The 20,040-nt window shown below is 67.6% G+C and carries 20 protein-coding genes and 1 riboswitch; of the genes, 10 read left to right on the top strand and 10 right to left on the bottom strand.

Annotated elements, in window-relative coordinates; translation table 11 throughout:
- Nucleotides 1-36 precede the first annotated feature (36 nt).
- A complete protein-coding gene (locus ACODSM_RS06515; protein WP_488804719.1) occupies nt 37-924 on the bottom strand; it encodes a hypothetical protein in 888 nt (295 codons plus the stop codon).
- Nucleotides 925-1,057: 133 nt separating this feature from the next.
- Here ACODSM_RS06515 and ACODSM_RS06510 point away from each other — a divergent pair, with 133 nt between their 5' ends.
- The 7 genes from ACODSM_RS06510 to ACODSM_RS06480 all read left to right on the top strand — a co-directional run bounded on the left by ACODSM_RS06510 (nt 1,058) and on the right by ACODSM_RS06480 (nt 6,555).
- Nucleotides 1,058-1,789, top strand: coding sequence for a helix-turn-helix domain-containing protein (locus tag ACODSM_RS06510; protein ID WP_488804718.1), 732 nt, complete (start codon nt 1,058-1,060; stop codon nt 1,787-1,789).
- 289 nt (nt 1,790-2,078) lie between these two features.
- Complete coding sequence (locus tag ACODSM_RS06505; protein WP_488804717.1) at nt 2,079-2,978, top strand: TetR/AcrR family transcriptional regulator; 900 nt, start codon at nt 2,079-2,081, stop codon at nt 2,976-2,978.
- The gene (locus ACODSM_RS06500; protein WP_488804716.1) at nt 2,975-3,550 is read left to right on the top strand and encodes a DUF2867 domain-containing protein; all 576 of its coding nucleotides are present in this window, start codon (nt 2,975-2,977) and stop codon (nt 3,548-3,550) included. The genes ACODSM_RS06505 and ACODSM_RS06500 overlap by 4 nt, the downstream gene beginning before the upstream one ends.
- Nucleotides 3,537-4,868: an ABC1 kinase family protein gene (locus tag ACODSM_RS06495; protein ID WP_488804715.1), complete on the top strand. Its 1,332-nt coding sequence runs from the start codon at nt 3,537-3,539 to the stop codon at nt 4,866-4,868. The genes ACODSM_RS06500 and ACODSM_RS06495 overlap by 14 nt, the downstream gene beginning before the upstream one ends.
- Nucleotides 4,865-5,275: a hypothetical protein gene (locus ACODSM_RS06490; RefSeq protein WP_488804714.1), complete on the top strand. Its 411-nt coding sequence runs from the start codon at nt 4,865-4,867 to the stop codon at nt 5,273-5,275. The genes ACODSM_RS06495 and ACODSM_RS06490 overlap by 4 nt, the downstream gene beginning before the upstream one ends.
- Before the next feature lie 203 nt (nt 5,276-5,478).
- A complete protein-coding gene (locus tag ACODSM_RS06485; RefSeq protein ID WP_015015990.1) occupies nt 5,479-5,931 on the top strand; it encodes a YXWGXW repeat-containing protein in 453 nt (150 codons plus the stop codon).
- A 156-nt stretch (nt 5,932-6,087) separates the two neighbouring features.
- Nucleotides 6,088-6,555, top strand: a complete 468-nt coding sequence (locus ACODSM_RS06480) for a YXWGXW repeat-containing protein (protein WP_488804713.1) — start codon at nt 6,088-6,090, stop codon at nt 6,553-6,555.
- Between the two features lie 49 nt (nt 6,556-6,604).
- On the opposite strand, the gene ACODSM_RS06475 is transcribed toward ACODSM_RS06480, so the two are convergent.
- Nucleotides 6,605-7,387, bottom strand: a complete 783-nt coding sequence (locus ACODSM_RS06475) for a 2-keto-4-pentenoate hydratase (RefSeq protein ID WP_488804712.1) — start codon at nt 7,385-7,387, stop codon at nt 6,605-6,607.
- A gap of 231 nt (nt 7,388-7,618) precedes the next feature.
- Nucleotides 7,619-7,730: riboswitch (glycine riboswitch) on the top strand.
- Nucleotides 7,731-7,825: 95 nt separating this feature from the next.
- On the opposite strand from ACODSM_RS06475, the gene ACODSM_RS06470 reads away from it, so the two are divergent.
- On the top strand, nt 7,826-9,142 hold the full coding sequence (locus tag ACODSM_RS06470; protein ID WP_488804711.1) for a D-amino acid dehydrogenase: 1,317 nt from the start codon (nt 7,826-7,828) through the stop codon (nt 9,140-9,142).
- A 63-nt stretch (nt 9,143-9,205) separates the two neighbouring features.
- Here the strand turns inward: ACODSM_RS06470 and sorU are convergent, their stop codons facing one another.
- Entirely contained in the window at nt 9,206-9,544 is a 339-nt protein-coding gene (sorU, locus tag ACODSM_RS06465; RefSeq protein WP_488804710.1) for a SorU family sulfite dehydrogenase c-type cytochrome subunit, read from the bottom strand.
- Between the two features lies 1 nt (nt 9,545).
- Nucleotides 9,546-10,760, bottom strand: a complete 1,215-nt coding sequence (gene sorT / locus ACODSM_RS06460) for a SorT family sulfite dehydrogenase catalytic subunit (protein ID WP_488804709.1) — start codon at nt 10,758-10,760, stop codon at nt 9,546-9,548.
- Between the two features lie 222 nt (nt 10,761-10,982).
- Here sorT and ACODSM_RS06455 point away from each other — a divergent pair, with 222 nt between their 5' ends.
- Together ACODSM_RS06455 and ACODSM_RS06450 are read left to right on the top strand one after the other, a co-directional pair.
- Entirely contained in the window at nt 10,983-12,158 is a 1,176-nt protein-coding gene (locus ACODSM_RS06455) for a rhodanese-like domain-containing protein (protein ID WP_488804708.1), read from the top strand.
- A gap of 81 nt (nt 12,159-12,239) precedes the next feature.
- Nucleotides 12,240-13,565 (top strand): hemolysin family protein, encoded by a 1,326-nt coding sequence (locus tag ACODSM_RS06450; protein ID WP_309828539.1) that lies wholly within the window; start codon nt 12,240-12,242, stop codon nt 13,563-13,565.
- Between the two features lie 54 nt (nt 13,566-13,619).
- Here the strand turns inward: ACODSM_RS06450 and ACODSM_RS06445 are convergent, their stop codons facing one another.
- The 6 genes from ACODSM_RS06445 to ACODSM_RS06420 form a co-directional block, all read right to left on the bottom strand.
- On the bottom strand, nt 13,620-14,954 hold the full coding sequence (locus tag ACODSM_RS06445) for an FIST signal transduction protein (RefSeq protein ID WP_488804707.1): 1,335 nt from the start codon (nt 14,952-14,954) through the stop codon (nt 13,620-13,622).
- 79 nt (nt 14,955-15,033) lie between these two features.
- Nucleotides 15,034-15,906, bottom strand: a complete 873-nt coding sequence (locus tag ACODSM_RS06440; RefSeq protein ID WP_488804706.1) for a PhaM family polyhydroxyalkanoate granule multifunctional regulatory protein — start codon at nt 15,904-15,906, stop codon at nt 15,034-15,036.
- A gap of 106 nt (nt 15,907-16,012) precedes the next feature.
- On the bottom strand, nt 16,013-16,498 hold the full coding sequence (locus ACODSM_RS06435) for a copper chaperone PCu(A)C (RefSeq protein ID WP_110961802.1): 486 nt from the start codon (nt 16,496-16,498) through the stop codon (nt 16,013-16,015).
- 67 nt (nt 16,499-16,565) lie between these two features.
- Entirely contained in the window at nt 16,566-17,126 is a 561-nt protein-coding gene (locus tag ACODSM_RS06430) for a YcnI family copper-binding membrane protein (RefSeq protein WP_488804705.1), read from the bottom strand.
- A gap of 14 nt (nt 17,127-17,140) precedes the next feature.
- Complete coding sequence (locus tag ACODSM_RS06425; RefSeq protein WP_488804704.1) at nt 17,141-19,477, bottom strand: TonB-dependent receptor; 2,337 nt, start codon at nt 19,475-19,477, stop codon at nt 17,141-17,143.
- 80 nt (nt 19,478-19,557) lie between these two features.
- A complete protein-coding gene (locus ACODSM_RS06420; protein ID WP_488804703.1) occupies nt 19,558-19,929 on the bottom strand; it encodes a DUF2946 family protein in 372 nt (123 codons plus the stop codon).
- Nucleotides 19,930-20,040 lie beyond the last annotated feature (111 nt).

Genomic DNA, 20,040 nt, shown 5'->3' with positions numbered 1-20,040 from the left:
ATGGGTTGGCTTGTTGGAATTTTCCGGACCTGCGCTTCATGCGCCGGATCTGCGGGCGACACCCACGGCGTGGGCGCCATTCTGCCCGGACGGCATGACCCGCGGCATCACCGCCGCGTCACTGTGGCGCAAAGCCACCAGCGACCCCAATGCCGTCATCACGGGCCAGGCGGCGCCCGCCGCCAGCACATGCTTGAGGCTGTGGCCCGACACCCATCCGCCTGTGGCCTCGAACACCGAATGGTCTGCCGCCTCCAGCAGCTTGGCCAGGGCGTACAGCACCACCACCACGCCCAGGTGCAGCGCCAGTCCGCCAACGCGGCGTGGCAGGCACGCCAGCGCCAGCACCACCAGCAGGCCACCCAGTTGCACCACGGCCCACGGCAGCAGGTTGCCGGTGTGCACCCAGGCCCACACGGCCAGTGGCCCCGCCAGCAGCACCGCACCTGCAGCGGCCACGCCCGCCCGCGCGCTCACCCGGCTGGCCGCCGCCAGCCCAAGCAGCCCCGCAAAAGGCAGCACCATGCCCAGGCGGTCCCACAGCAGGCCCGCGTCCTGCGGCTGCCAGTGGTACAGAGCAGAGCCTGCGGCGGTGCACAGCAGCCCGCCAAAGAACAGGGCAGCCAGCGCACGGGAGATGGCGTCCAGCGCGGCCGACGGCACGCGGCGCAGCACCCACCAACCCCATGCACCTGCCAAGGCAAAGGCCAAGTTGCTCAACACATCCAACGCGCAGGGAATGCCCCACAGCGTGCGCAGGTCGGCAAAGTCATGCTGGTGCGCACTGGCGGGCAGCACGGGGCCGAACAACGCCAGGGCGAGCAGCGCAGCCGCGCCCAGCAACAGGCCGGTTTCGGCACCCGACAGTCGCGACAGCGTTGCCAGGCCGCGCGCACGAGGGGGAGTCACAGGAGAAGAAGACATCACACACACCGTAGAAAGTGAACGATGCCGCGCAGTGTGGGTAGCGGCGCCATCGGTGGCCTCAAAAAGTCGCGCAAGGGGCTACCCACGCACCTTCGGGTATTGATAATCGATACCCAGGAGCCCCCTCACCATGAGCACGACCGCCGACCTCGTCACCGCCCTGAAAAAGGAACTCAAGACCGCGCAGATGACCTACGCCGATCTGGCGCAGGCGCTGGGCATGGCCGAGTCCAGCGTCAAGCGCATGCTGGCCAGGGGCGACATGCCGCTATCGCGCATCGACGCCATCTGCCGCGCACTGGCGCTGGACTTTGCCGATCTGGCAAGGCGCGTGGCCGACGAGCAGCCCTTGCTGAAAGAGCTGACCCACGAGCAGGAAAAGGCCGTGGTGGCCGACAAGAAGCTGCTGCTGATGGCGATCTGTGTGCTGAGCCAGTGGACGCTGGAGCAGGTGACGGGCTACTACCGCCTGACCGAGGCCGAGGGCATCAAGTACCTGGCGCAGCTGGACCGCATCGGCATCATCGAGCTGCGGCCGCTCAACCGCTACCGCCTCAAGCTGGCCAAGACCTTCCGCTGGCGCCCGCATGGGCCCGTGATGAACTACTTCCGGGACCACGCGCTGCTGGACTACTTTGCAGGCGGCTTTGATGGCCCGGGCGAAGGCGTGCTGCTGGTGCACGGCAACATCAGCCGCAGCCTGGCGCCCGCGTTCATGGAGCGCATGCAGCGCGTGGCGCAGGACTTTGCCCAGCAGCACCTGGCCGACCAGAAGCTGCCCGACCGCGAGCGCGAGGGCTACACCCTGCTGCTGGCGATGCGCAGCTGGGAGTTCGAGGCGTTTGCAAGCATGCGGCGGTAAGCCTCCCGCCGATTTCGCGGGCCCCTGCAAGCGGCAGCAGTCGCTGCAAGCCAACTCCTGCCCTTGGTTAAGCGCAGCGGCCGCCTCACAGGTGCAGGAACTGGCCGCAGCGCCATGAATCAGCCTCCATTTACTATCTTTTTGATAGCTATCAACGCATGAAATACCTGCGCTTGATGCTAAAAACGCCTCAAAACCCCTGCTTGCGCCTGCCAAGAGGTGGCTTGACGCCATAAACAGAAATAACTATTCTTTAAATTGCATATTCAATCAATTTAAGAATAGTCAAATGAAAACCACCCGCCAGCAGCAAGACGCCACGCGCCGCCAGATCGTGGCCAGCGCGGTGGACCTCATGACCCGCCAGGGCTTTGACGGCACAACGATGAAAGACATCGCACGCGCCGCCGGCATTGGCGACGCCACGATCTACAAATACTTCCCCACCAAGGACCGCATCGTTCTGGGCTACCTGGACGATGTGGCCCACCAGGCGCTGGCCGACACGCTGCAGACACCGGGCTTTGCGGGTTACGGCCTGCAAGAAAAGCTGCAGCGCCTGACCGATGCCGTGCTGGAGCGCCTGCTGGCCGACCGCGAGTTTGTGGCCCAGGTGCGCGGCCTGGCCCGGCGCTCGCCGCTGTCGATGCTGGCCGAGCCGCTGGCAGCACGCCAAAGCCTGCGCGAGGCGGTGGCGAGCTTTCTGGAGGCGGCCGAGGCCAGCGGCGAGATCGAGCCCTGCGACTTCAAGGGCCTGGCAGGTAGCCTCTACACCGACTACCTCGCAGGCGTGGTGACGTACTGGCTGGCCGACACCTCCGACGAATTTGCCGACACCACGCAGCTGGTGGACCTGTCGCTGGGCGTGCTGGTGCAGGCGCTGCGCGGTGGGCTTGTCAACCGCGTGCTGCAACTGGGCGGCTTTGTGCTGCGCAGCCAGATGGCCCGCATGGTGCAACACGGCAGCGGCCTGATGGGCATGCTGCACATGGCCCAGCAGGCCATGGCCAGCGCGCCCGCAGCAAGGGCATCGCAACCCCCTGCCGGTAGGGCCGCGGCCGAAGACCTCGCCCCGAAAACTGCGCAGCCTGCGCGTGCACCCCGCAAACCCCGGGCGGCCGCCGGCCCCACGGAGGCCCCCACCGCCCCCCGCCCCGCCACGCCCCGCAAAAGAAAGAGCGCACCATGAACGCGCCCCCTACACCGGCCGCCCCCACCACCGCGCACGCTACCCAGGTGCCATCCGGCACGGCCATCCACGCCACGCTGCCGGGGGCCGATTTTTTTGATGCCTACGAGGTGGCCGACCGGCACCCCGCGCGCTCGGCCCTGCAGTCGTGGCTGGATGTGGCGGCCCGCACCCCGGCATGGACGCGCGCCCTCATGTTCGTACGCAACAAGGCCGTGCGCCTGGTGGGCCTGAAGGACCTGGGCCAGCTGGACGACGGCCACCCGCCCGCGAGTGGCCGATCCCTGCGCGACGCGCGCAGTTACCGCGTGGGCGACCGTGTCGGCATCTTCCGCATCCGGCACCTGAGCGACACCGAGGTGGTGATGGGCCAGGACGACAAGCACCTGGACGTGCAGGTGTCCATCTGCAAACAGCCCGCCGCCCCCGGCACCGCGCCCCGCGTGGTGCTGAGCACCGTGGTGCACATCCACAACACGCTGGGCCATGCGTACATGGCGGTGATCACGCCGATCCACCGCGTGATTGCACGCTGCACGGCGCAGCGCCTGGCAGACCATGGCCCAAACTGACGCAAACGCACCCCGCACCGGCAAGCTGGCGCGCAGCGCCATCACGGGGCTCGCGGCCGCGCGCATCGGCATGGCGGAGCTGGGACACCGCACGCGCAAGCGCTCGGCCCAGGCACAGGCCGAGCACGAGGCCGCGCTGGGCCGCATTTTGTTTGGCGCGCTGGGACAGCTGCGGGGCTCGGCGCTCAAGGTGTCGCAGTTGCTCAGCATGCACCCGGGCCTGCTGCCCGACGGCGTGCGCAGCGAACTGGCACGCGCCCACCACCAGGCCCCGCCGCTCAACCGCGCGCTGGTGGGACGCGTGTTCCGCCAGGCCTTCGGACAAGAGCCCGAGGCGCTGTTCGAGCAGTTCGAGCCCACCGCGTTTGCCGCCGCCAGCCTGGGACAGGTGCACCGCGCGCAACTTGCTGGCCACGGCACGGTGGCCGTGAAGGTGCAATACCCCGGCATTGCCGCCACCATTGCCAGCGACATGCAGCTGATGCGCGCCGCGCTGCGCGCACTGGCCCACACCGACATGCCGCTGCCCACCGATGCCGTGCTGGACAGCGTGATGACCGAGATCGAGGCCACCCTGCTGCGCGAGGTGGACTACCTGCAGGAGGCCGAACAGCTGCAATGGTTTGCCCAGCATGCCGCGCAGCCGGGCGTGGTGATGGCGCAGCCCATCCTCTCGCACACGCGCGGCCAGGTGCTCACGCAGCAGTTTGTGCCCGGGCTGCCGTTGCAAGCCTGGCTGGCCACACAGCCACCGCAGGCACTGCGCGACCAGGCCGGGCAGCACCTGTGGGACTGGTTCATGCACTGCATCTTTGTGCTGGGGCAGGTACATGCCGACCCGCACCCGGGCAACTTTCTGTTCGCGCCCGATGGCACGGTGGGTGTGCTGGACTTTGGCTGCACGCGCGCCCTGCCCAGCGCATTCCGTGCGCAGGTGGTGCAGGCATGGTCTGCCCTGCTGCGCGCCCCTACCGACCCCACGCGCAACGCACAGGTGCTGCAGGCCTACCAGGCGCTGGGGCTCTTGCGCAAGGACTTGACCGTGCAGGCCTACACCACTGAACTCGCCCCCGCGCTGGCCGAGATGCAGGCCTGGCAGATCGAGCCCTTCACCCAGCCGGTGTTTGACTTTGGCACCAAAACACCGCCGCCCATCACCCCCAGCCAGCACCAGCGCGTGCTGGGCCAGCACCTCGCCCAGATCCCCGGCGAGATGCCCGCGTTCGAACGCATGTGGATGGGGCTGATGCACCTGCTGACGCGGCTGGGTGCCCGGGTGCACACCCGCGCCCACAAGGCGCTGGCCGTTCACCCATGACAAACACCGCGAACACCGCGTTGACCCTGGCGGCAGCCGGGCTGGCCCTGGTGGGTGTGGCGCACTCGGTGCTGGGAGAGCTTCTACTGTTTCGCAGGCTGCGTACGCAGGGCCGCCAGACGGCGGGGCGCGCGGAGGTTGGCACGGCGCAGCAGTTGCTGCACGCCCCGCACCTGCGCATTCTGTGGGGCACCTGGCATGTGGCCTCGGTACTGTGCTGGGCACTGAGCGCCCTGCTCTGGCGCCTGGGTACCGCACCTTGGGACGCGGCCCTGGGCGCCTGGGCCGCCGACGCCGTGGGCATTGCCACCCTGGCCAGTGGCATGCTCGTGTTCTTTGCCACGCATGGCAGACACCCGGCGTGGTGCGCGTTGCTGGTGATTGCGACGCTGGTGTGGTGGCGCTGAAGCAAGCCATCGCGGGCGGATGGATGGGAGACGCCGACGCCGGATGCCTGAGCAGGCGTGACAAAAATCACACGGCAACCGTTTGCCTCCGAAGTCGGCAACACAACTTCACAAAGCTTCGCAATGGGACTACACCGGCTTGACGCAGCGTGCGCACCATGAAGTCTCCGGTTCCGCAAGGAATCACATCTGAGGAGAACCTTATGGCCCGCAAAGCACTTGCCGCTGTGTCCATCGCCCTGCTGTCGCTGGGCGCCGCGAGCGCGGCGCAGGCGCAGACCAGCGCCACCGTTGTCATCCAGGCAGGTACGCCTGTCTACCAGCAACCCGCCCCAGTGCGCGTGCAGTACCAGGCGCCGCCCCCACCCCGCTACGAGGTGGCGCCGCACCCGCGCCGCGGCATGGTGTGGGTGCCCGGCCACTGGGAATGGCGTGGCCACCGCCATGTGTGGATGCAGGGCTACTGGGTGAAGGCCCGCCCCGGCTACCACTACCGCGAGCCCCGCTGGGTGGAACACGGCGGCCGCTGGAACATGCAGCCCGGCGGCTGGGACCGTGATGGCGATGGCATCCCCAACCGCCGCGACCGGGACCGTGACGGAGACGGCGTGCCCAACCGCTACGACCAGCGCCCGGACAACCCCTACCGCCGCTGATCCACCCCGGTGGGACCGCTGCGCGCGCCGACAGGCAATGGGCAGTCCGACTGACAGACGCGCCACCACCCACCGGCCACGATGAGGCCACAGACGCAACACCCGGCCCGACGCAGGCAGTGCCTGCGGTCGGCCAGACACGACAAGGAGTTCACCATGACCCACGCCACTTTCTTGCGCAACACCTTCACTGCAGCGGCCCTGTCCGTGACAGCGCTGACGGCGCTGACGGCGCTGACAGGGGCCATCACACCGGCCCAGGCCGCCACGCAAGCCACTGTGATCGTGCAGTCGGGCCCACAGCAGGGCATCGTCATCCCGGCACCCCCGCCACCCCGCCGCGAAGCCGTTCCGCACGCCCGCAAGGGACAGGTGTGGGTGCCTGGCTACTGGGACTGGCGGGGTCACCGCCACGTGTGGGTGGCAGGCCACTTTGAAAAGGTGCGGCCAGGCTACCGCTATCGCACCCCCCAGTGGGAGCAGCGCGACGGGCGCTGGGAGCTGCACCGGGGCGGCTGGGACCGCGATGGCGACGGCATTGCCAACCGCAATGACCGCGACCGTGACGGCGACGGCGTGCCCAACCGCCGCGACCACCAGCCGGACAACCCGCGCCGCAACTGATCGTTGATCGACGCTCCGCTGGCTAGCCAGGGCGCCAGGCCCTGTGCCTTTATGGCAGGTGCAACACCGCCTGCCCCAGCCCGGGAAAGTCGGCCACCACCTCAGCCCCCGGCGCCACCAGCACGGTGCCGGTGCATGACCCGGTGGTGACCCAGTGCCCCGCGCGCAGTCCACCCAGGCTGCGCGCGCCTTCGTTGGCCAGCCACACCAGCATGCGCAGCGGGTCGCCCGCCGGGTTGCCCCAGGTGGCATGTTGCACGGCCACGGCCCCGTTCACCGACAAAGTCACCGCTTGCGCCAGGGGCTGTGCGGTGGCCACTTCGTCGGTGCCAGTCCCCACAATCAGCGCTCCGTGGCATGCCTGGTCGGCCAGGCGGCTCCACTCGCCCTGCTGCGCCCAGGCAGCAAAGCGCGTGTCGCACACCTCGATGGCGGCCCGCACCGACGCCACGGCGGTCAGCACTTCGGCGGCGCTGTAGGGGGTGGCGCGGGCGGGCAGGTCGGCCCCCAGTTCGTAGACCCATTCCGCCTCCACCCCCATCACGGCAAAACCAGATGCAGCCAGCAACACGGGCTCGCCCGCTGCAGCCACCCACACCGAATCGCGGGTGAGTGCAGCGCGTGCCGGTTGCGCCTGGGGCGACGCAGCCCCGACCTTCCAGCCAGCGATGTGCCCGCGTGCACGCACCACCGCGTCTTGCACGGCATAGGCCTCGGTGGCATCGCGCGGGCGCAGCCCTGCGGGAAAGTCCAACGGGCGGGGCGTGCGCCCTTCCCGGGCCTGGGTGATGACGGCGGCGCTGGCGGCAGGGTCCAAAGCGGTGGGGGACATGGCAAAAACTCTCCGTGGTGCAAGGGGTCGGCGGGATTATCGGCACCTTCCCCCATCGGCCCCGCCCCGCTGCATCAGCAACGATTGCGCCCCATTAGCCACCGGAGTTGATCCGGCGCACAGGCTTGCCCCCTAGAATCGGCCTCGCAGGAGAGCACGGCAGGCACAGGCCACCGCTGCACCGAAGGCGCAAACTCCCATACACGCTCAGGTCCCGTACTGCACCATTCATCAAAGCCGTCTGGAGAGCCGCCTCGCGCAACGCGAAGCGCACCGAAGGAGCAAGCCGCAGCCCGGGTGGGTGGCGGTGAATCTCTCAGGTACCAAGGACAGGGGGAGCGGCAGCTAGGGCATTCATGCGCCAGCTGCACGCTATTGAATTCATAGCTGCCAGCGCATATTGTTCTAGCGCCAGAGCCCAGAAAGGCTTTGAAAATCATGCGCGTGATCGTTTTGGGCGCCGGCTTGCTCGGCGTGACTTCGGCTTATTTCCTCTCGCAACTCGGTCACGAGGTGACCGTCATCGACCGCCAGGGCACGCCCGGCGCCGAAACCAGCTTTGCCAACGGCGGCCAGATTTCGGTGAGCCATGCCGAGCCCTGGGCCAACCCCAGTGCGCCGCTCAAGGTGCTGCAATGGCTGGGCAAGGAAGATGCGCCCCTGCTCTTCCGCTTGCGCGCCGACATGCGCCAGTGGCTGTGGGGCCTGTCCTTCCTGCGCAACTGCACGCCCGCACGCACGCGCCACAACATCGAGCAGATCGTGCGCCTGGGCACCTACAGCCGCGACACGCTGCAGCAGCTGCGCGCGGCCACTGGCCTCCAGTACGACCAGCGCACGCAGGGCATCCTGCACTTCTATACCAACCAAAAGGAGTTTGACGGCGCGCTGGCCCCGGCCGAGCAGATGCGTGCGCTGGGCTGCGAGCGCCAGGTGATCAGTGCTGACGAGGCCGTGCGCATCGAGCCTGCCCTGGCCCACATCCGCCCGCAGCTGGCGGGCGCCACCTTCACGGCCGAAGATGAATCCGGCGACGCCAACCAGTTCACGCGCGAGCTGGCCAAGCTGTGCGAGGCGGCGGGCGTGCAGTTCCGCATGGGCCACCACATCACTGCGCTGCGCGAGGTGGGTGGCCGCATTGACCATGTGGAAGTGACCAATGCCGAAGGCCGCTTCGAGCGCGTGCGCGGCGATGCGTTTGTGCTGGCCATGGGCTCGTTCAGCCCGCTGCTGGCGCAGCCGCTGGGCATCCCGCTGCCCATCTACCCGGCCAAAGGCTACTCGGTGACCATGCCGGTCAAGGACGCGGCCAAGGCGCACCAGGTGAGCCTGACGGACGACGAGTTCAAGCTCGTGTTCTCGCGCTACACCAGCGAGCGGGGCGACCGCCTGCGCATTGCGGGCACGGCGGAATTGAATGGCTATGACCGCCACTTGAACCAGGTGCGCTGCGAGGCCATCGTGCGGCGAGTGGAGCAGCTCTTCCCCGACGCGGGCGACACCACCCAGGCGCAGTTCTGGAGCGGCCTGCGCCCCGCCACGCCCAGCAACGTGCCGCTGATCGGCAAGACCAAAGTGGGCAATTTGTTCCTCAACACCGGCCACGGCACGCTGGGCTGGACGCACGCCTGCGGCTCGGGCAAGGCGCTGGCCGACATCGTGAGTGGCCGCGTGCCCGAGGTGGAGTTTGCGTTCCAGGGGCTGCAAGGGCGCGCAGCCGGGGCGGCGCTGGTGCCGTCGCGCACAGCGGCCTGAGGCAGCGCGCGGTTGCAGGCGGTTGCAGCGAGGCCACGCTGCAACCGGTGCGAAAAGCTGCGCCTACTTGGCCGCGCCTGTGGCGTGCGCCACAAACTGCGCCACGGCCAACATGTCCTTTTCGCTCATGCGTTCGGCATAAGACGGCATCACGCCGATGCCTGCCTTGAGCGCGCGCAACACGCGGCCCGCGTCGGGTTTCAGCTCATCCAGCACCGGGCCGACCTGGCCCTCGGCACCGGCAGCCTGCAGCGTGTGGCACACGGCACAGGCGGGCTGGATCTTGGTGAACAGTTCCTTGCCGCGCGCCAGTTCGGCGGGATCGGCGGCCGCAGCCGACGTACAGGCGCCAGCGGCCCACAGCGCCGCTGCAAGGCGGCGCGCTCCGTTGCTCCCACCCATCTCAGGCCACGGTCACGGTGACAGCGTGGTCGCGCCAGCTGGCGTTGTTGTAGCCACCCAGGTTTTCCTCGCGCTGCTCGGCCTGCACATTGCCCGCCGTGTCGGTGGCGCGGCTGGCCAGCACATGGGTGCCCGCCTCCAGCCGCACGGGCAGTGCAAACTGCCGCCAGGCAAAAGGGCCCAGGTCCGGGCCGATGAGCTTGGCCGCCTGCCAGGTCTTGCCGCCGTCGGCCGACACCTCCACGCCCTTGATGCCGCGCGTGCCGCCAAAGGCCACGCCATGCACCTGCACCTGGCCGGGCTTGAGGGGGCCCTTGTCGGTCAAGGGGCCGTTGATCCAGGACTTCACGCCCATCTCCCACACCGAAGGCTGGTCAGGGCTGGCCTTGGAGCCGGGTGGTGACATGCGGTAGCCGTGCGACATGATGCGCGCCTGCGACTGCGCGCTGCCGAAGGCCACGCGCTTGACGTACTTGATGTTGTTCACGCCCTGATAGCCGGGCACCACCAGCCGCAGCGGGCCGCCATGCGCCAGTGACAGCGGCTCGCCATTCATCTCCCAGGCCAGCAGCGCATCGTCCATCGCCTTCACGGGCACCGAGCGCTCCACCAGCACCGACAGCGGGTCCACCCCCTCGGGCAGCTTCTCGCCGCCCGTACCGGTCAGGTAGGCCGCGCCGTCGGCCAGCCCGCCCAGGGCCGCCACCACGTTGCGCAGCGGCACGCCACTCCAGACCACGCAGCCCGCGGCGCCTACCGACCAGGGCGTGCCGCTGGGCTTGCTGGGGAAAAAGCCCCGGCCGTTGCCCGAGCACTGCAACACGGTGGCCACGGTTTCCACGCCCAGCGTCTTGAGCTCGGCCAGGGTCAGGCTGCGCGGGCTTTTGACCCCTTCGATGGACACCGTCCACGCGTCGCGGTTGTCCAGGATGGCCGCGTCAGGCGCGGGCAGGTTGTTGCGCACGTACAGCTGGTTGGACGGCGTGATGACGCTGGTGCCAAACGCGGAGCGCCGCGTTTCCAGGGTGCTGCTGCTGTGCACGATCAGCGCATCCGGCGACTTCCACCCTGCATAGGCAGGCAGCGGCTTGGCTGCGGGGGCGGCGGCCTGCTGGGCGCGCGCACTGCCCGTCCATCCGGCCAGGCCCAGCGCGCTCAAGGCGGCAGCACTTCCGACCAGCATGTGGCGGCGCGGCAGGGTCATCGAATCTTTCATGCGAACGTCTCCAAAGAGTGGGGTGAAAAAAACCTTTCGCCCCCGATTCCCCTCGCAAGCGCAGGGCATCGGGCCAGCCCGCATTCTGTGCGGCAGCCCCTTGCATCGCACGTGCGGCATCGTTAGCAGAAGTAACAAAAACAAAACATCGGAAACATTCGTACGCAGGTGCGGAGGCCGTGGGCATATTCGCGCTTTGTTGTAGGGGAGAGGAAAAGCGCTATGAACATCATCAGAAAACGATCCTGGCGACCACTCGGGCTGCTCCTGCTCTGGGGGCTGGGTTGCAGCACCGCGCTGGCCCAGTTGACGGCGATCGTGGTCGTGGAGCCCACGGCCCGCAAGGCCGCGCACTCCATCCTGCGCACCTCGGCCGAGTCGGGCTTGTCGAAGGCGGCGGGCCAGCCTGTGGCGCTGACCACCAGCGACGACCTGGCCGACGTAATGCGCGCCACCCGCAGCGCGGGCTATGACATCTTCATTGCGCCGGCGCAAGTGGCGGCATCTGCACTGCAACGCGGCTACGAACTGGTGGGCGCCACGCACAAATCGGACAAGTACCTGCTGGTCGGGCTACAGCCCATCGCCGCCGTGCCCGCCATGAAAGGCCGGCGGCTGTACCTGCCCCAGCAGGACTCGGTCTACACCTACATGGCGCGCGGCATGCTGAACGAAGCGGGGCTGTCGTTCCAGGATCTGCGGGCCGTGCAGTACGAAAAATTCCCCCAGGCGGGCCTCACTGCCCTGACCCTGGGCACGGCCGATGCCACCGTGGTGCGCGAGGACGACTGGGCCGAATGGTCGGCGGCGCACCCCGGCATCGCGCGGGTGCTGGCCACGTCGCAGCCTGTGCCGGGCGGGTTCTCCATCGTGGTCAAGAAAGACCTGCCAGCGGATGCACGCAGCAAGCTGGCCCAGTGGTTCAGCACATCGTCCTCGGCCAGCGGCCTGCCGCTGGTCTCCGTGCGCCCGGAGGCGGTGGAATACCGCCGCGTGGCCGAGCTGGGGCTGTTCACCCCCACCAGCCTGCCTGGGGTGAACCGCATCACCGCGCGCGAAGCGCAGACCCTGCTGGCACAAGGCGCCACGCTGGTGGACACGCGCACCGAGAAGGAATTCAAGACCAAGCGCATCCGTGGCGCCGTGTTCGCTGCGTATGTGGAAAAGAGCCTCAAGGACGTGGCCTTCAATGCCGCGCAGGATGACTTCCAGGCGCTGGACAAGCTTCAGGGCCTGGACAGAGCCAAGCCGGTGATTTTTGCGTGCAACGGCGCCGAGTGCTGGAAGTCCTACAAGGCCGCCAAGGTGGCCACCACCAAGGGATTCCAGTCGGTGTACTGGCTGCGCGGAGGGCTGCCAGAATGGGACGAAACCGGCTTGCCAACAGAAGGTGGTTAGCAGCCTGCGCGGGGCCTCCGGGCCCCTGTCCTTACAATGGGTTGCTTATCAACACCCAAGGGCGCGCAAGGCGCCCTTTGTATGGAAATAGCAATACTGTTCGCCCTCATCTTCCTCAACGGCCTGTTTGCCATGTCAGAGATCGCTCTGGTCACGGCCCGCAAGGTGCGGTTGCAAAAGCTGATTGATGAGGGCGATAGCGGTGCCGCCGCTGCCGTGAAGCTGGGCGAAGACCCCACGCGTTTTCTCTCCACCATCCAGATCGGCATCACGTCGATCGGCGTGCTGAACGGTATCGTGGGCGAGGCCGCCCTGGCCGCGCCGCTGGCATCGTGGCTGGAGCGCCTGGGCGTGCCGCTGCCCTACGGCGGCTACGCGGCCACCGGGCTGGTGGTGGTGCTGATCACGTACTTCTCCATCGTGGTGGGCGAGCTGGTGCCCAAGCGCATCGGCCAGTCGTACCCCGAAACCTTTGCGCGCCTGGTGGCGCGGCCCATCAACTTTCTGGCACTGGCCACCAAGCCGTTTGTGCTGCTGCTGTCCACGTCCACGCGCACCCTGCTGCGCTTGCTGGGCGTGAAGGAAACCAGCGGCAGCCCGGTGACCGAAGAAGAGATCCACGCCATGCTGGTCGAAGGCACTACGGCCGGTGTGATCGAGTCGCACGAGCACACGATGGTGCGCAACGTGTTCCGCCTGGACGACCGCCAGATCGGCTCGCTGATGGTGCCGCGCGGTGATGTGGTGTGCCTGGACATCGATGCTCCGTTTGAAGAAAACCTGAAGTGCATCGAAGAGTCCGACCACGCACGCTTCCCGGTGGTGCGCGGTGGCATGGACAACATCCTGGGCGTGATCAATGCGCGCCAATGGCTGTCCCGCACGCTGCGCGACAAGGCGCGCGGCGGCCTGGCCGACCAGCCGCTGCAGACGGCGCTGTATGTGCCCGAGACCATCACGGGCATGGAGCTGCTGGACAACTTCCGCCTGTCCGACGTGCACATGGCGTTTGTGATCGACGAATACGGCGAGGTGCAGGGCATCGTCACGCTGCAGGACCTGATCGAAGCCATCACTGGCGAGTTCCAGCCGCGCGACCCCGAGACCTCGTGGGCGCTGCAGCGCGAGGACGGCAGCTGGCTGCTGGATGGCCACATCCCCGTGCCCGAGCTGAAAGACCGCCTGAACCTGGACGCCGTGCCCGAAGAAGAACGCGGCCGCTACCACACGCTCAGCGGCATGATCATGCTGCTGACCGGGCGCCTGCCCAAGGTGACCGACACGGTGCAGTGGGAGGACTGGAAGCTCGAAGTGGTGGACATGGATGGCAAGACCATCGACAAGATCCTGGCCACGCGGCTGACGCCCGAGGAAAAAGCCGAGTCCGACGAGAACGGCGCGGGCTGACCGAACCCGCCGGGGGGACTGCTTGCCGGCAAGCCCCCTCTTTCCTCTTCTACATCAGGACGGTGAGGGCTCGCCGTCCACAAACACCGTCAACACACCGGTGTAGCCGTACAGATGGTGGTGGGCAATCTCCCCCCCCGCAAAGAACCCCGCCAGGGGCACATCGCCCAGCGCGTGGCGCACGATCTGCAGCTCGGCGCTGGGCCCGCCAAAATGCGGGCCTCCCCGGCCCGAGCAGCTCACATAAATCGCGCCGCAAATGCGCCGCCCGATGGGCGGTTGCGCGCCAGCGGGTGTTGCGGCTCCCAGTGCGGTATCAAGGCCGCCGGGGGCATCGGACGACAGCATCGGCGCGGGCTCCAGCTCCTCGGGCGATAGCTCCTCGCGGATTTCGGCGCAGATGCGCATGAGGTCGGCACGCGCAGCCGCCACGTTGCGCTGGCAGAACGCCAGATGCATGCCCGGCTCCACATGGTCGGCCAGCGCCACGCCCCGGCGAGAACCGTCCAGCCCCAGGATATGGCGCACGCGCGTGTCGGCGCCAAAGTGGCCCGTGCGGCGCTGTCCCTGCGGTTGTTCACCGGCGTTGACCAGCCCTGCCAGCGTGGCGCGCACCTTGCGCAGCGCGGGCTGCGGATCGCCCCCGTCGAGCGAGACCTGCAGCGTGTCGAGCAGTACATCGAGCGCGGGCTCGCCGTCGAGCGCGAGCACCACGTTGTCCTGCGCGGCCGTGATGGTGTGCAGCGCGCCCACGGGCTGGCAGCCCTGCGTGACGCGCGAAACCACCGACACGCCCGGGCCAAACGCCACGCCCGAGAGGCCGCCGTCAAACACCCCGCTGGCACCGCCTTGCCCGGCGATGTTGCCGTCGCCGCCCACGGCAAACTGCACGCTGGCCGTGCGGCTGGCGCTCAGGCCGCCAAACAGATAGCCGGTATCGGTCCGCGCAGCCATCTCGGCCAGCAGTTCGGTCAGGTCCGGCGTGTGGCCGTCGGCATGCACCAGCGCAGTGTGGGCCACAAAGCCCGTGCCGGCGTGCGGCGCATGGGCAGGCAGCGGCGCCACGCCCGAGAACACGCGGTACTGGTCGGCCGGCACATCCAGCAGCATGACCGAGAGCGCGGGCTCATCAAAGTATTCGGCATTGTTGGCCGACACGCCCACACCCACGGTGCCGCTCCAGTCGGTCACTTCCGGCAGCTCGCCGCTCAGGTAGTCGAGCAGCGCCTGGGCTTCGTTGGCGTAGTGGTCGGTGATGTAGAGCAGGCCCAGGGTGGGGGCTGACGCGTAGTCGGGCAGCGCCATCTGGGCGCGCAGCTGCGCCAGCACCAGCGCAGCGGCCATGCGCCACTGGGGGTGGGTGGCGTGGCCGGTGGGAAAGAGTTTCATGGTGAGGGTCTCCGTGCCAGGGCGGGAGGTAGGCCAACGTGGGGCCGCCTGCGTGCTGCCGCACCCGCCCGCGTTGGCGTCAGCCCGCTCGCTTGCGGGCAGCCGGGCTGCGGGTGCTGCTGGCCTTCTTGGCGGCGGGCTTCGTGGTGGTTTTGCGGGCTGCGGGGTTCTTGGCCGCAGCAGTTTTCTTTGCGGCGCCTGCGGATGATGCCGCCGCGCGCTTGGCGCCGCCCTGCATGGTCTGCATGCCCTTGGCGGCAAACTGGCTGGCCATGCCGGTGGCCGTCTTGAGGGCTTCCTTGGCAAGGCCGGTGGCCATGTTCTTGGTGGTGTCGATGGCGGTCTGCTTAGCCGCGTCCTTCATGGCGTTGGCCGCGATCTGCTGGAACTGGCTCGTGAGCGCACCCCACCACTGCATCGGGTCCACCACGGCGGGCTCGGCCGCAGCCGCAGTCTTGCCCTTGGCTTTGGGCTTGGCTTGTGCAGCGGGTGCGGGCTCGGCCTCGGTCTCGTCCGGGGTTTCCTCTTCAGCGGCGGCGCGGCCTGTGACGCGGGCCGCCGCGCCAGCCACGGCCTCGGCGGCGCCGCTCACGGTGTCGGCGGCTTTCTGCACGCCACTCATCACTGTGTCGGCGGTCTTGAGCTTGAAGGCGTTGGCCACATCGCCCATGCTGAAGTTCATGCCCTTGAGCGTGGCCAGGGTCATCTTCTGCACCTCCAGCGCCTGGATGGTGGCGGCCAGCGCGCGCGAGTTCTGCTCCAGCCAGAACTGCACGGCCTTCAGCTCTTCGATGCGCTTTTCCAGCTCTTCCACGCTGATGGTGGGGGCCACCCAGTTGGACAGGTTGGGCAACTGCGGAATGCTGCTGGACGCCCCCTTGGCCAGGCTTTGCAGAAAGTCAAAACCGGGGACGAATTTGCCGAAACCGAAGTTGTTGGATGTGTCGCTCATGGCCGCTCCGCGAGAGGTGGGTCGTTGGAACCTGCTCCAGGTTCTTGAGGAGGCACAGCTTACTCCAATGCGTTGCGCCCGCGAAGGCGCTGCGGCCGCGAGGATCTCAGTGTTTGTGCCCATCCATCATGCTGCCCGCCGTGGCGCCGCCGGGCGCGGAGGTGCCCACGGGCACCGTCAGGTTCAGCTTGCTTTCCACGCCCTTGGCGTCCTGGAACACCAGGGTGAGCGGCACCGTGCTGTCCTTGGCCAGCGGCGCCTTCAGGTCCAGCAGCATGACGTGGTAGCCGCCGGGCTTGAGCTCCACCGTCTTGCCTGCCGGCAGGTCCAGCGCGGGCACGGCGCGCATCTTCATGATGTCGCCTTCCATCTTCATCTCGTGCACTTCGGCCAGGCCGGCCGCGGGCGATTCGGCGCGCACCAGGCGCGCCCCGTCCTTGGCCGTGAGGCGCATGAACGCGCCCGTGGCCTTCTGGCCCTGCACGCTGGCACGCGCCCAGGCGCCTTCGACCTTGACGGCTGCGGTCTGTGCCCATGCAGGGGCGCTGAGCAGTGCAGCAACGATGGCGGCGGTGTGAAGCAGTGTTTTCATGGTGAATGTCTTTCGGTTGGCTCAAAGAAAAGAGGGATAGAGGGGGATGAGGGGCTGGGCCCGACTGTCAATGATTGTGGGCAGCCGCGCCACCGCTGGGCAGAATCTCCAGCGCTGCCGCAGGGGACTTCAGGTCTGACAGCTTCTGGCCCGCCTGGGGCACATCCACCCAGTCGTTACGGCCTTCGGCGCAGACCTGGCGCACGGGCCAGTACAGGGTACCTGCTTGCTCGGGGGCAGTGGCGACCAGCACGAACTCGTCGTAGTGGGCGCTCTGCAGCATGTCGTCTGCGGTCTTGGCTGTCCAGGTCACGCGCACCACGTCTTCGGTGATGCTGCGGCCATGGCTGGTATACGGCTGGGCCAGCTTGTCGCGCTGCACGTCGAGCGTCCAGCCCGGCTTGGGCATGGGGCGCGCGCCGCGCATGCCTGCGGGGATGTCCACCACCACCTGCCGCGTGGGCGACGCGCCGCAGCCGTGGCCCACCTTGAACGCGGCCTTGTAGCTGGCGCCGGCAGGGGCTACCTGGTATTCGAGCACCACATGGGCCGATGCAGTGCCAAACAGGGCGGCAGCGCCAGTCAAACATGCGGCAGCAGCTATCTTTTTCATAGTATTTAACGACATGGGGCGTATTCCTTTCAGAGGGAGACCTTCAACTCAGCCATGTAGCTGCGCTGTGGGTAGGGGTGGAAGTTCCAGAACTGGTAGTTGTTCAGGTTGTCGATGCCCACGGCGGCGCTGACCGCTTTGGTGATCTGGTAGCGCACGCGCACATCGGTGGTGAAGTAGCGGCTCGCGCCCTGGTAGGCAAAACCGTTGGGGTCGCTGTTGTCGAGCGTGCTGTATTGCTTGCCGCTGTAGCGCGCGCCCAGGGTGTACGACCATTTGTCGTCGGGCCGGTAGGTGGCCACGGCGGTGGCACGCCACTCGGGGATGCGTGGCTGCCATTTACCGACGCTGGCCGGGAACTTGTCGTTGCGCGTGATCTTGGAATCCGTCCAGGTCAAGCTGCTGCCCAGCTCCAGCCCGCGCACGAAGACGTTGGCGGCCTGGTACGACAGCTCGATGCCCTTGGTATGGATGGCGTCCACGTTCTGCACATTGGTCACGTTGGGCGTGACGAGCACATTGGTCTGCGAGTACAGCGCGTCCTTGGTGCGCTCAAAAAACGCCGTGAGGCGCAGCAAACCGTTACCCAGGTCCCGCTCGGCCGTCAGCTCGGTGGTCCAGCTCTTTTCGGGGCGCAGGTTGGGGTCGTTGTTGATGAGCGTGCCGCTGCCGCTGATGCCGCCCTGGTACAGCTCAGACACCGTGGGCATGCGTACGGCGCGGCCTGTCGATGCCTTGAGCACCCAGAGGTCGCTGGCCTGGTAGGCCACGGCCGCCTTGGGCGAGACGTAGGTCTCGTTGCGCTCGGGGTGGCTCACCGTGGTGGTGGCGTTACCCGTCTGGCCGTTGCTGGCACTCCAGCGCTCGGCGCGGGCACCCAGCACGGCCTTCCACTTTGGCGCGATCTTCCAGGTATCTTGCGCCCACAGGCCCAGCAGTTGCGTGTCGCCATTGAAGGCCTGGTTGCGGGCACCTGCGGCACCGTTGATCCAGTTGGTCGTGGTGTTCTCCACGGTGCGCAGCTGGTAGCTGTCGCGCTGCAGGCCAAAGTCCACGATGTGTGCGCCCAACACCCCATCAGGCCGCCAGGTGCCCTTGGCGGCCAGGGTGTTCCAGCCCGTGCCCTTGCTGTTGACAATGCGCCCTGCCCCGCCGTTCAGCGCCGCGGGCAGTGCCACGGTGGCGGCGCGCAGGGTGTCGGTCTGGTAGTCGTACAGGCTGGCGGCTACCTCCCAGTCAAACACGCCTTGCGTGCGGCTCTTGACCGACAGGCCGTGCATGAAATGCGTGAGGTCTTCGTTGGAGACGTTGAAGTCGGTGAGCGTGAGCGCGAACGAGCGGCCGTTGATGTTGACCGTGCCGCTGTACACCGCATTGCCATTGGCGTCGCGCAGGTAGCTGGTGGGCCGACCTTCGGACTCGTTGTGCCACCAGCCCAAGGTGTAGGCGGCCCGCACCGTGGGCGAGAAGTCGTAAGCGATCTTGGCCTTGATGTGGTCTTGCTGCGTGTGGTACTGCGTGGCGGTGCCCAGCAGATACCAGGGCTGGTTGCTGCGGTTGTTGTCCAGTACGGCGCCCGTCACGGGTGTGCCCGCACTGCCCACGGTGCCGGCGGACACGAGACGCGTGGGGAAGGTGAGCGGCTGGCCTTCGCTGTCGGTCTTGTTGAAGTTCAGGAACCAGGACCAGTCGCCGTTTTTGTTGCCCACCGAGGCGCTGACCAGCTTGCCCCCGTAGGTGCCGCTGGTGTTGTACAGGTCAAACGGCTGGTGCTGGGTGCTGACCTGCCCGTGCGCCTCAAACTTCGTCGGCATGCGCGTGACGTAGTCCACCACCGCGCCCACCGAGTTGCCCGCGTACGCTGCGGAGAATGGACCGTAGAGCACGTCCACGCGCTCGACTTCTTCGGGCGTGACCAGCATCCAGCGCGGCGCGTTGGTGGGGCCGTTGCCCAGGTAGTTGCTCAGCAAGATGCCATCGGCAAACACCATGGACCGCGCCGGGTTGCCCGTGCCCGATGCGCGGGTGGACAGCACGGCGTGGTTGTAGTCGCCGATGTAGCGCTTGCGCACCAGCAGGCTGGGCAGGTACTTGAGGGCGTCTTCGCTGTCGGTGGCGTTGATCGAATGCTCAATCTGCTCGCGCGTCACGCCCTCGATGGTGGTGGGGATCTGCGTGGGCAGCGAGGTGGGCTGGCCACCGCTGATGGTGACCACGCCCAGCTCCTTGACCGGGGCATGGCTGGTAGTGCTGGTGCCATTGCTGTCAGCGGTCTGGGCGAATGCGGAGGAAGCCCTGGCATACGTGATGCCCAGGACGATGGGAAAGGCACTGGCCACGGCCAGCGCCATGCGGCTTTTGCGCATGGAAACTCCTGAAAATCAAGCCAAATAGGCCGAAAGCGCAGGTGAATCATGCGCAAGCAGCTATCAAATTAATAGCGATTTCAGGAGAGCAATGGGGGCCCGCGCGGCGGCAGCGGCGCGGCGGTGCGCGCTGCAATGTGCGCGGCAGGGATGGGGCGCAGGGCATGCGCCAGGGGGTGAACCACAGGCAGCGGAGCCTGGGATGCGGGAGGGGGAGCGCCCACATGCGCACACAACGGGCAGTCCAGCGTGTGGCTGGACAGTTCCTTGGCGCCGTCGTCGGTCTTGACCAGCACCTTGATGGCGCCCGAGCCCGAGCAAATCAGCTCCATGGCCTGCGGATGCACCAGCGGCGACGCCACCGCCACGCCGATCGACAACACAAACCACGCCAGCACCAGGCGGGCGAGCCAGCGAAGGCTGCGAAGGGTTTGCAGGGACGGCAAGGACATGGAGGCGCCATTGTAGGTGCGCAGCTCACGCCGACCGGCGCGCGGGTCATCTGCGTGACCGCTTGGCGCCACCCACCGACCTAGGATGTGCACCTGCCCACACCACGAACA

This window comes from Acidovorax sp. FG42 (genome assembly GCF_057809195.1).
The sequence above is the reverse complement of the archived record's forward strand: the minus strand, read 5'-3'. Positions and strand labels throughout refer to the sequence as shown.

Bases quoted from the DNA above. Each gene is read 5' to 3' on its own strand.
- ACODSM_RS06515 (WP_488804719.1), bottom strand. From the start codon at position 924: ATGTCTTCTTCTCCTGTGACTCCCCCTCGTGCGCGCGGCCTGGCAACG.
- ACODSM_RS06510 (WP_488804718.1), top strand. From the start codon at position 1,058: ATGAGCACGACCGCCGACCTCGTCACCGCCCTGAAAAAGGAACTCAAG.
- ACODSM_RS06505 (WP_488804717.1), top strand. From the start codon at position 2,079: ATGAAAACCACCCGCCAGCAGCAAGACGCCACGCGCCGCCAGATCGTG.
- ACODSM_RS06500 (WP_488804716.1), top strand. From the start codon at position 2,975: ATGAACGCGCCCCCTACACCGGCCGCCCCCACCACCGCGCACGCTACC.
- ACODSM_RS06495 (WP_488804715.1), top strand. From the start codon at position 3,537: ATGGCCCAAACTGACGCAAACGCACCCCGCACCGGCAAGCTGGCGCGC.
- ACODSM_RS06490 (WP_488804714.1), top strand. From the start codon at position 4,865: ATGACAAACACCGCGAACACCGCGTTGACCCTGGCGGCAGCCGGGCTG.
- ACODSM_RS06485 (WP_015015990.1), top strand. From the start codon at position 5,479: ATGGCCCGCAAAGCACTTGCCGCTGTGTCCATCGCCCTGCTGTCGCTG.
- ACODSM_RS06480 (WP_488804713.1), top strand. From the start codon at position 6,088: ATGACCCACGCCACTTTCTTGCGCAACACCTTCACTGCAGCGGCCCTG.
- ACODSM_RS06475 (WP_488804712.1), bottom strand. From the start codon at position 7,387: ATGTCCCCCACCGCTTTGGACCCTGCCGCCAGCGCCGCCGTCATCACC.
- ACODSM_RS06470 (WP_488804711.1), top strand. From the start codon at position 7,826: ATGCGCGTGATCGTTTTGGGCGCCGGCTTGCTCGGCGTGACTTCGGCT.
- sorU (WP_488804710.1), bottom strand. From the start codon at position 9,544: ATGGGTGGGAGCAACGGAGCGCGCCGCCTTGCAGCGGCGCTGTGGGCC.
- sorT (WP_488804709.1), bottom strand. From the start codon at position 10,760: ATGAAAGATTCGATGACCCTGCCGCGCCGCCACATGCTGGTCGGAAGT.
- ACODSM_RS06455 (WP_488804708.1), top strand. From the start codon at position 10,983: ATGAACATCATCAGAAAACGATCCTGGCGACCACTCGGGCTGCTCCTG.
- ACODSM_RS06450 (WP_309828539.1), top strand. From the start codon at position 12,240: ATGGAAATAGCAATACTGTTCGCCCTCATCTTCCTCAACGGCCTGTTT.
- ACODSM_RS06445 (WP_488804707.1), bottom strand. From the start codon at position 14,954: ATGAAACTCTTTCCCACCGGCCACGCCACCCACCCCCAGTGGCGCATG.
- ACODSM_RS06440 (WP_488804706.1), bottom strand. From the start codon at position 15,906: ATGAGCGACACATCCAACAACTTCGGTTTCGGCAAATTCGTCCCCGGT.
- ACODSM_RS06435 (WP_110961802.1), bottom strand. From the start codon at position 16,498: ATGAAAACACTGCTTCACACCGCCGCCATCGTTGCTGCACTGCTCAGC.
- ACODSM_RS06430 (WP_488804705.1), bottom strand. From the start codon at position 17,126: ATGTCGTTAAATACTATGAAAAAGATAGCTGCTGCCGCATGTTTGACT.
- ACODSM_RS06425 (WP_488804704.1), bottom strand. From the start codon at position 19,477: ATGCGCAAAAGCCGCATGGCGCTGGCCGTGGCCAGTGCCTTTCCCATC.
- ACODSM_RS06420 (WP_488804703.1), bottom strand. From the start codon at position 19,929: ATGTCCTTGCCGTCCCTGCAAACCCTTCGCAGCCTTCGCTGGCTCGCC.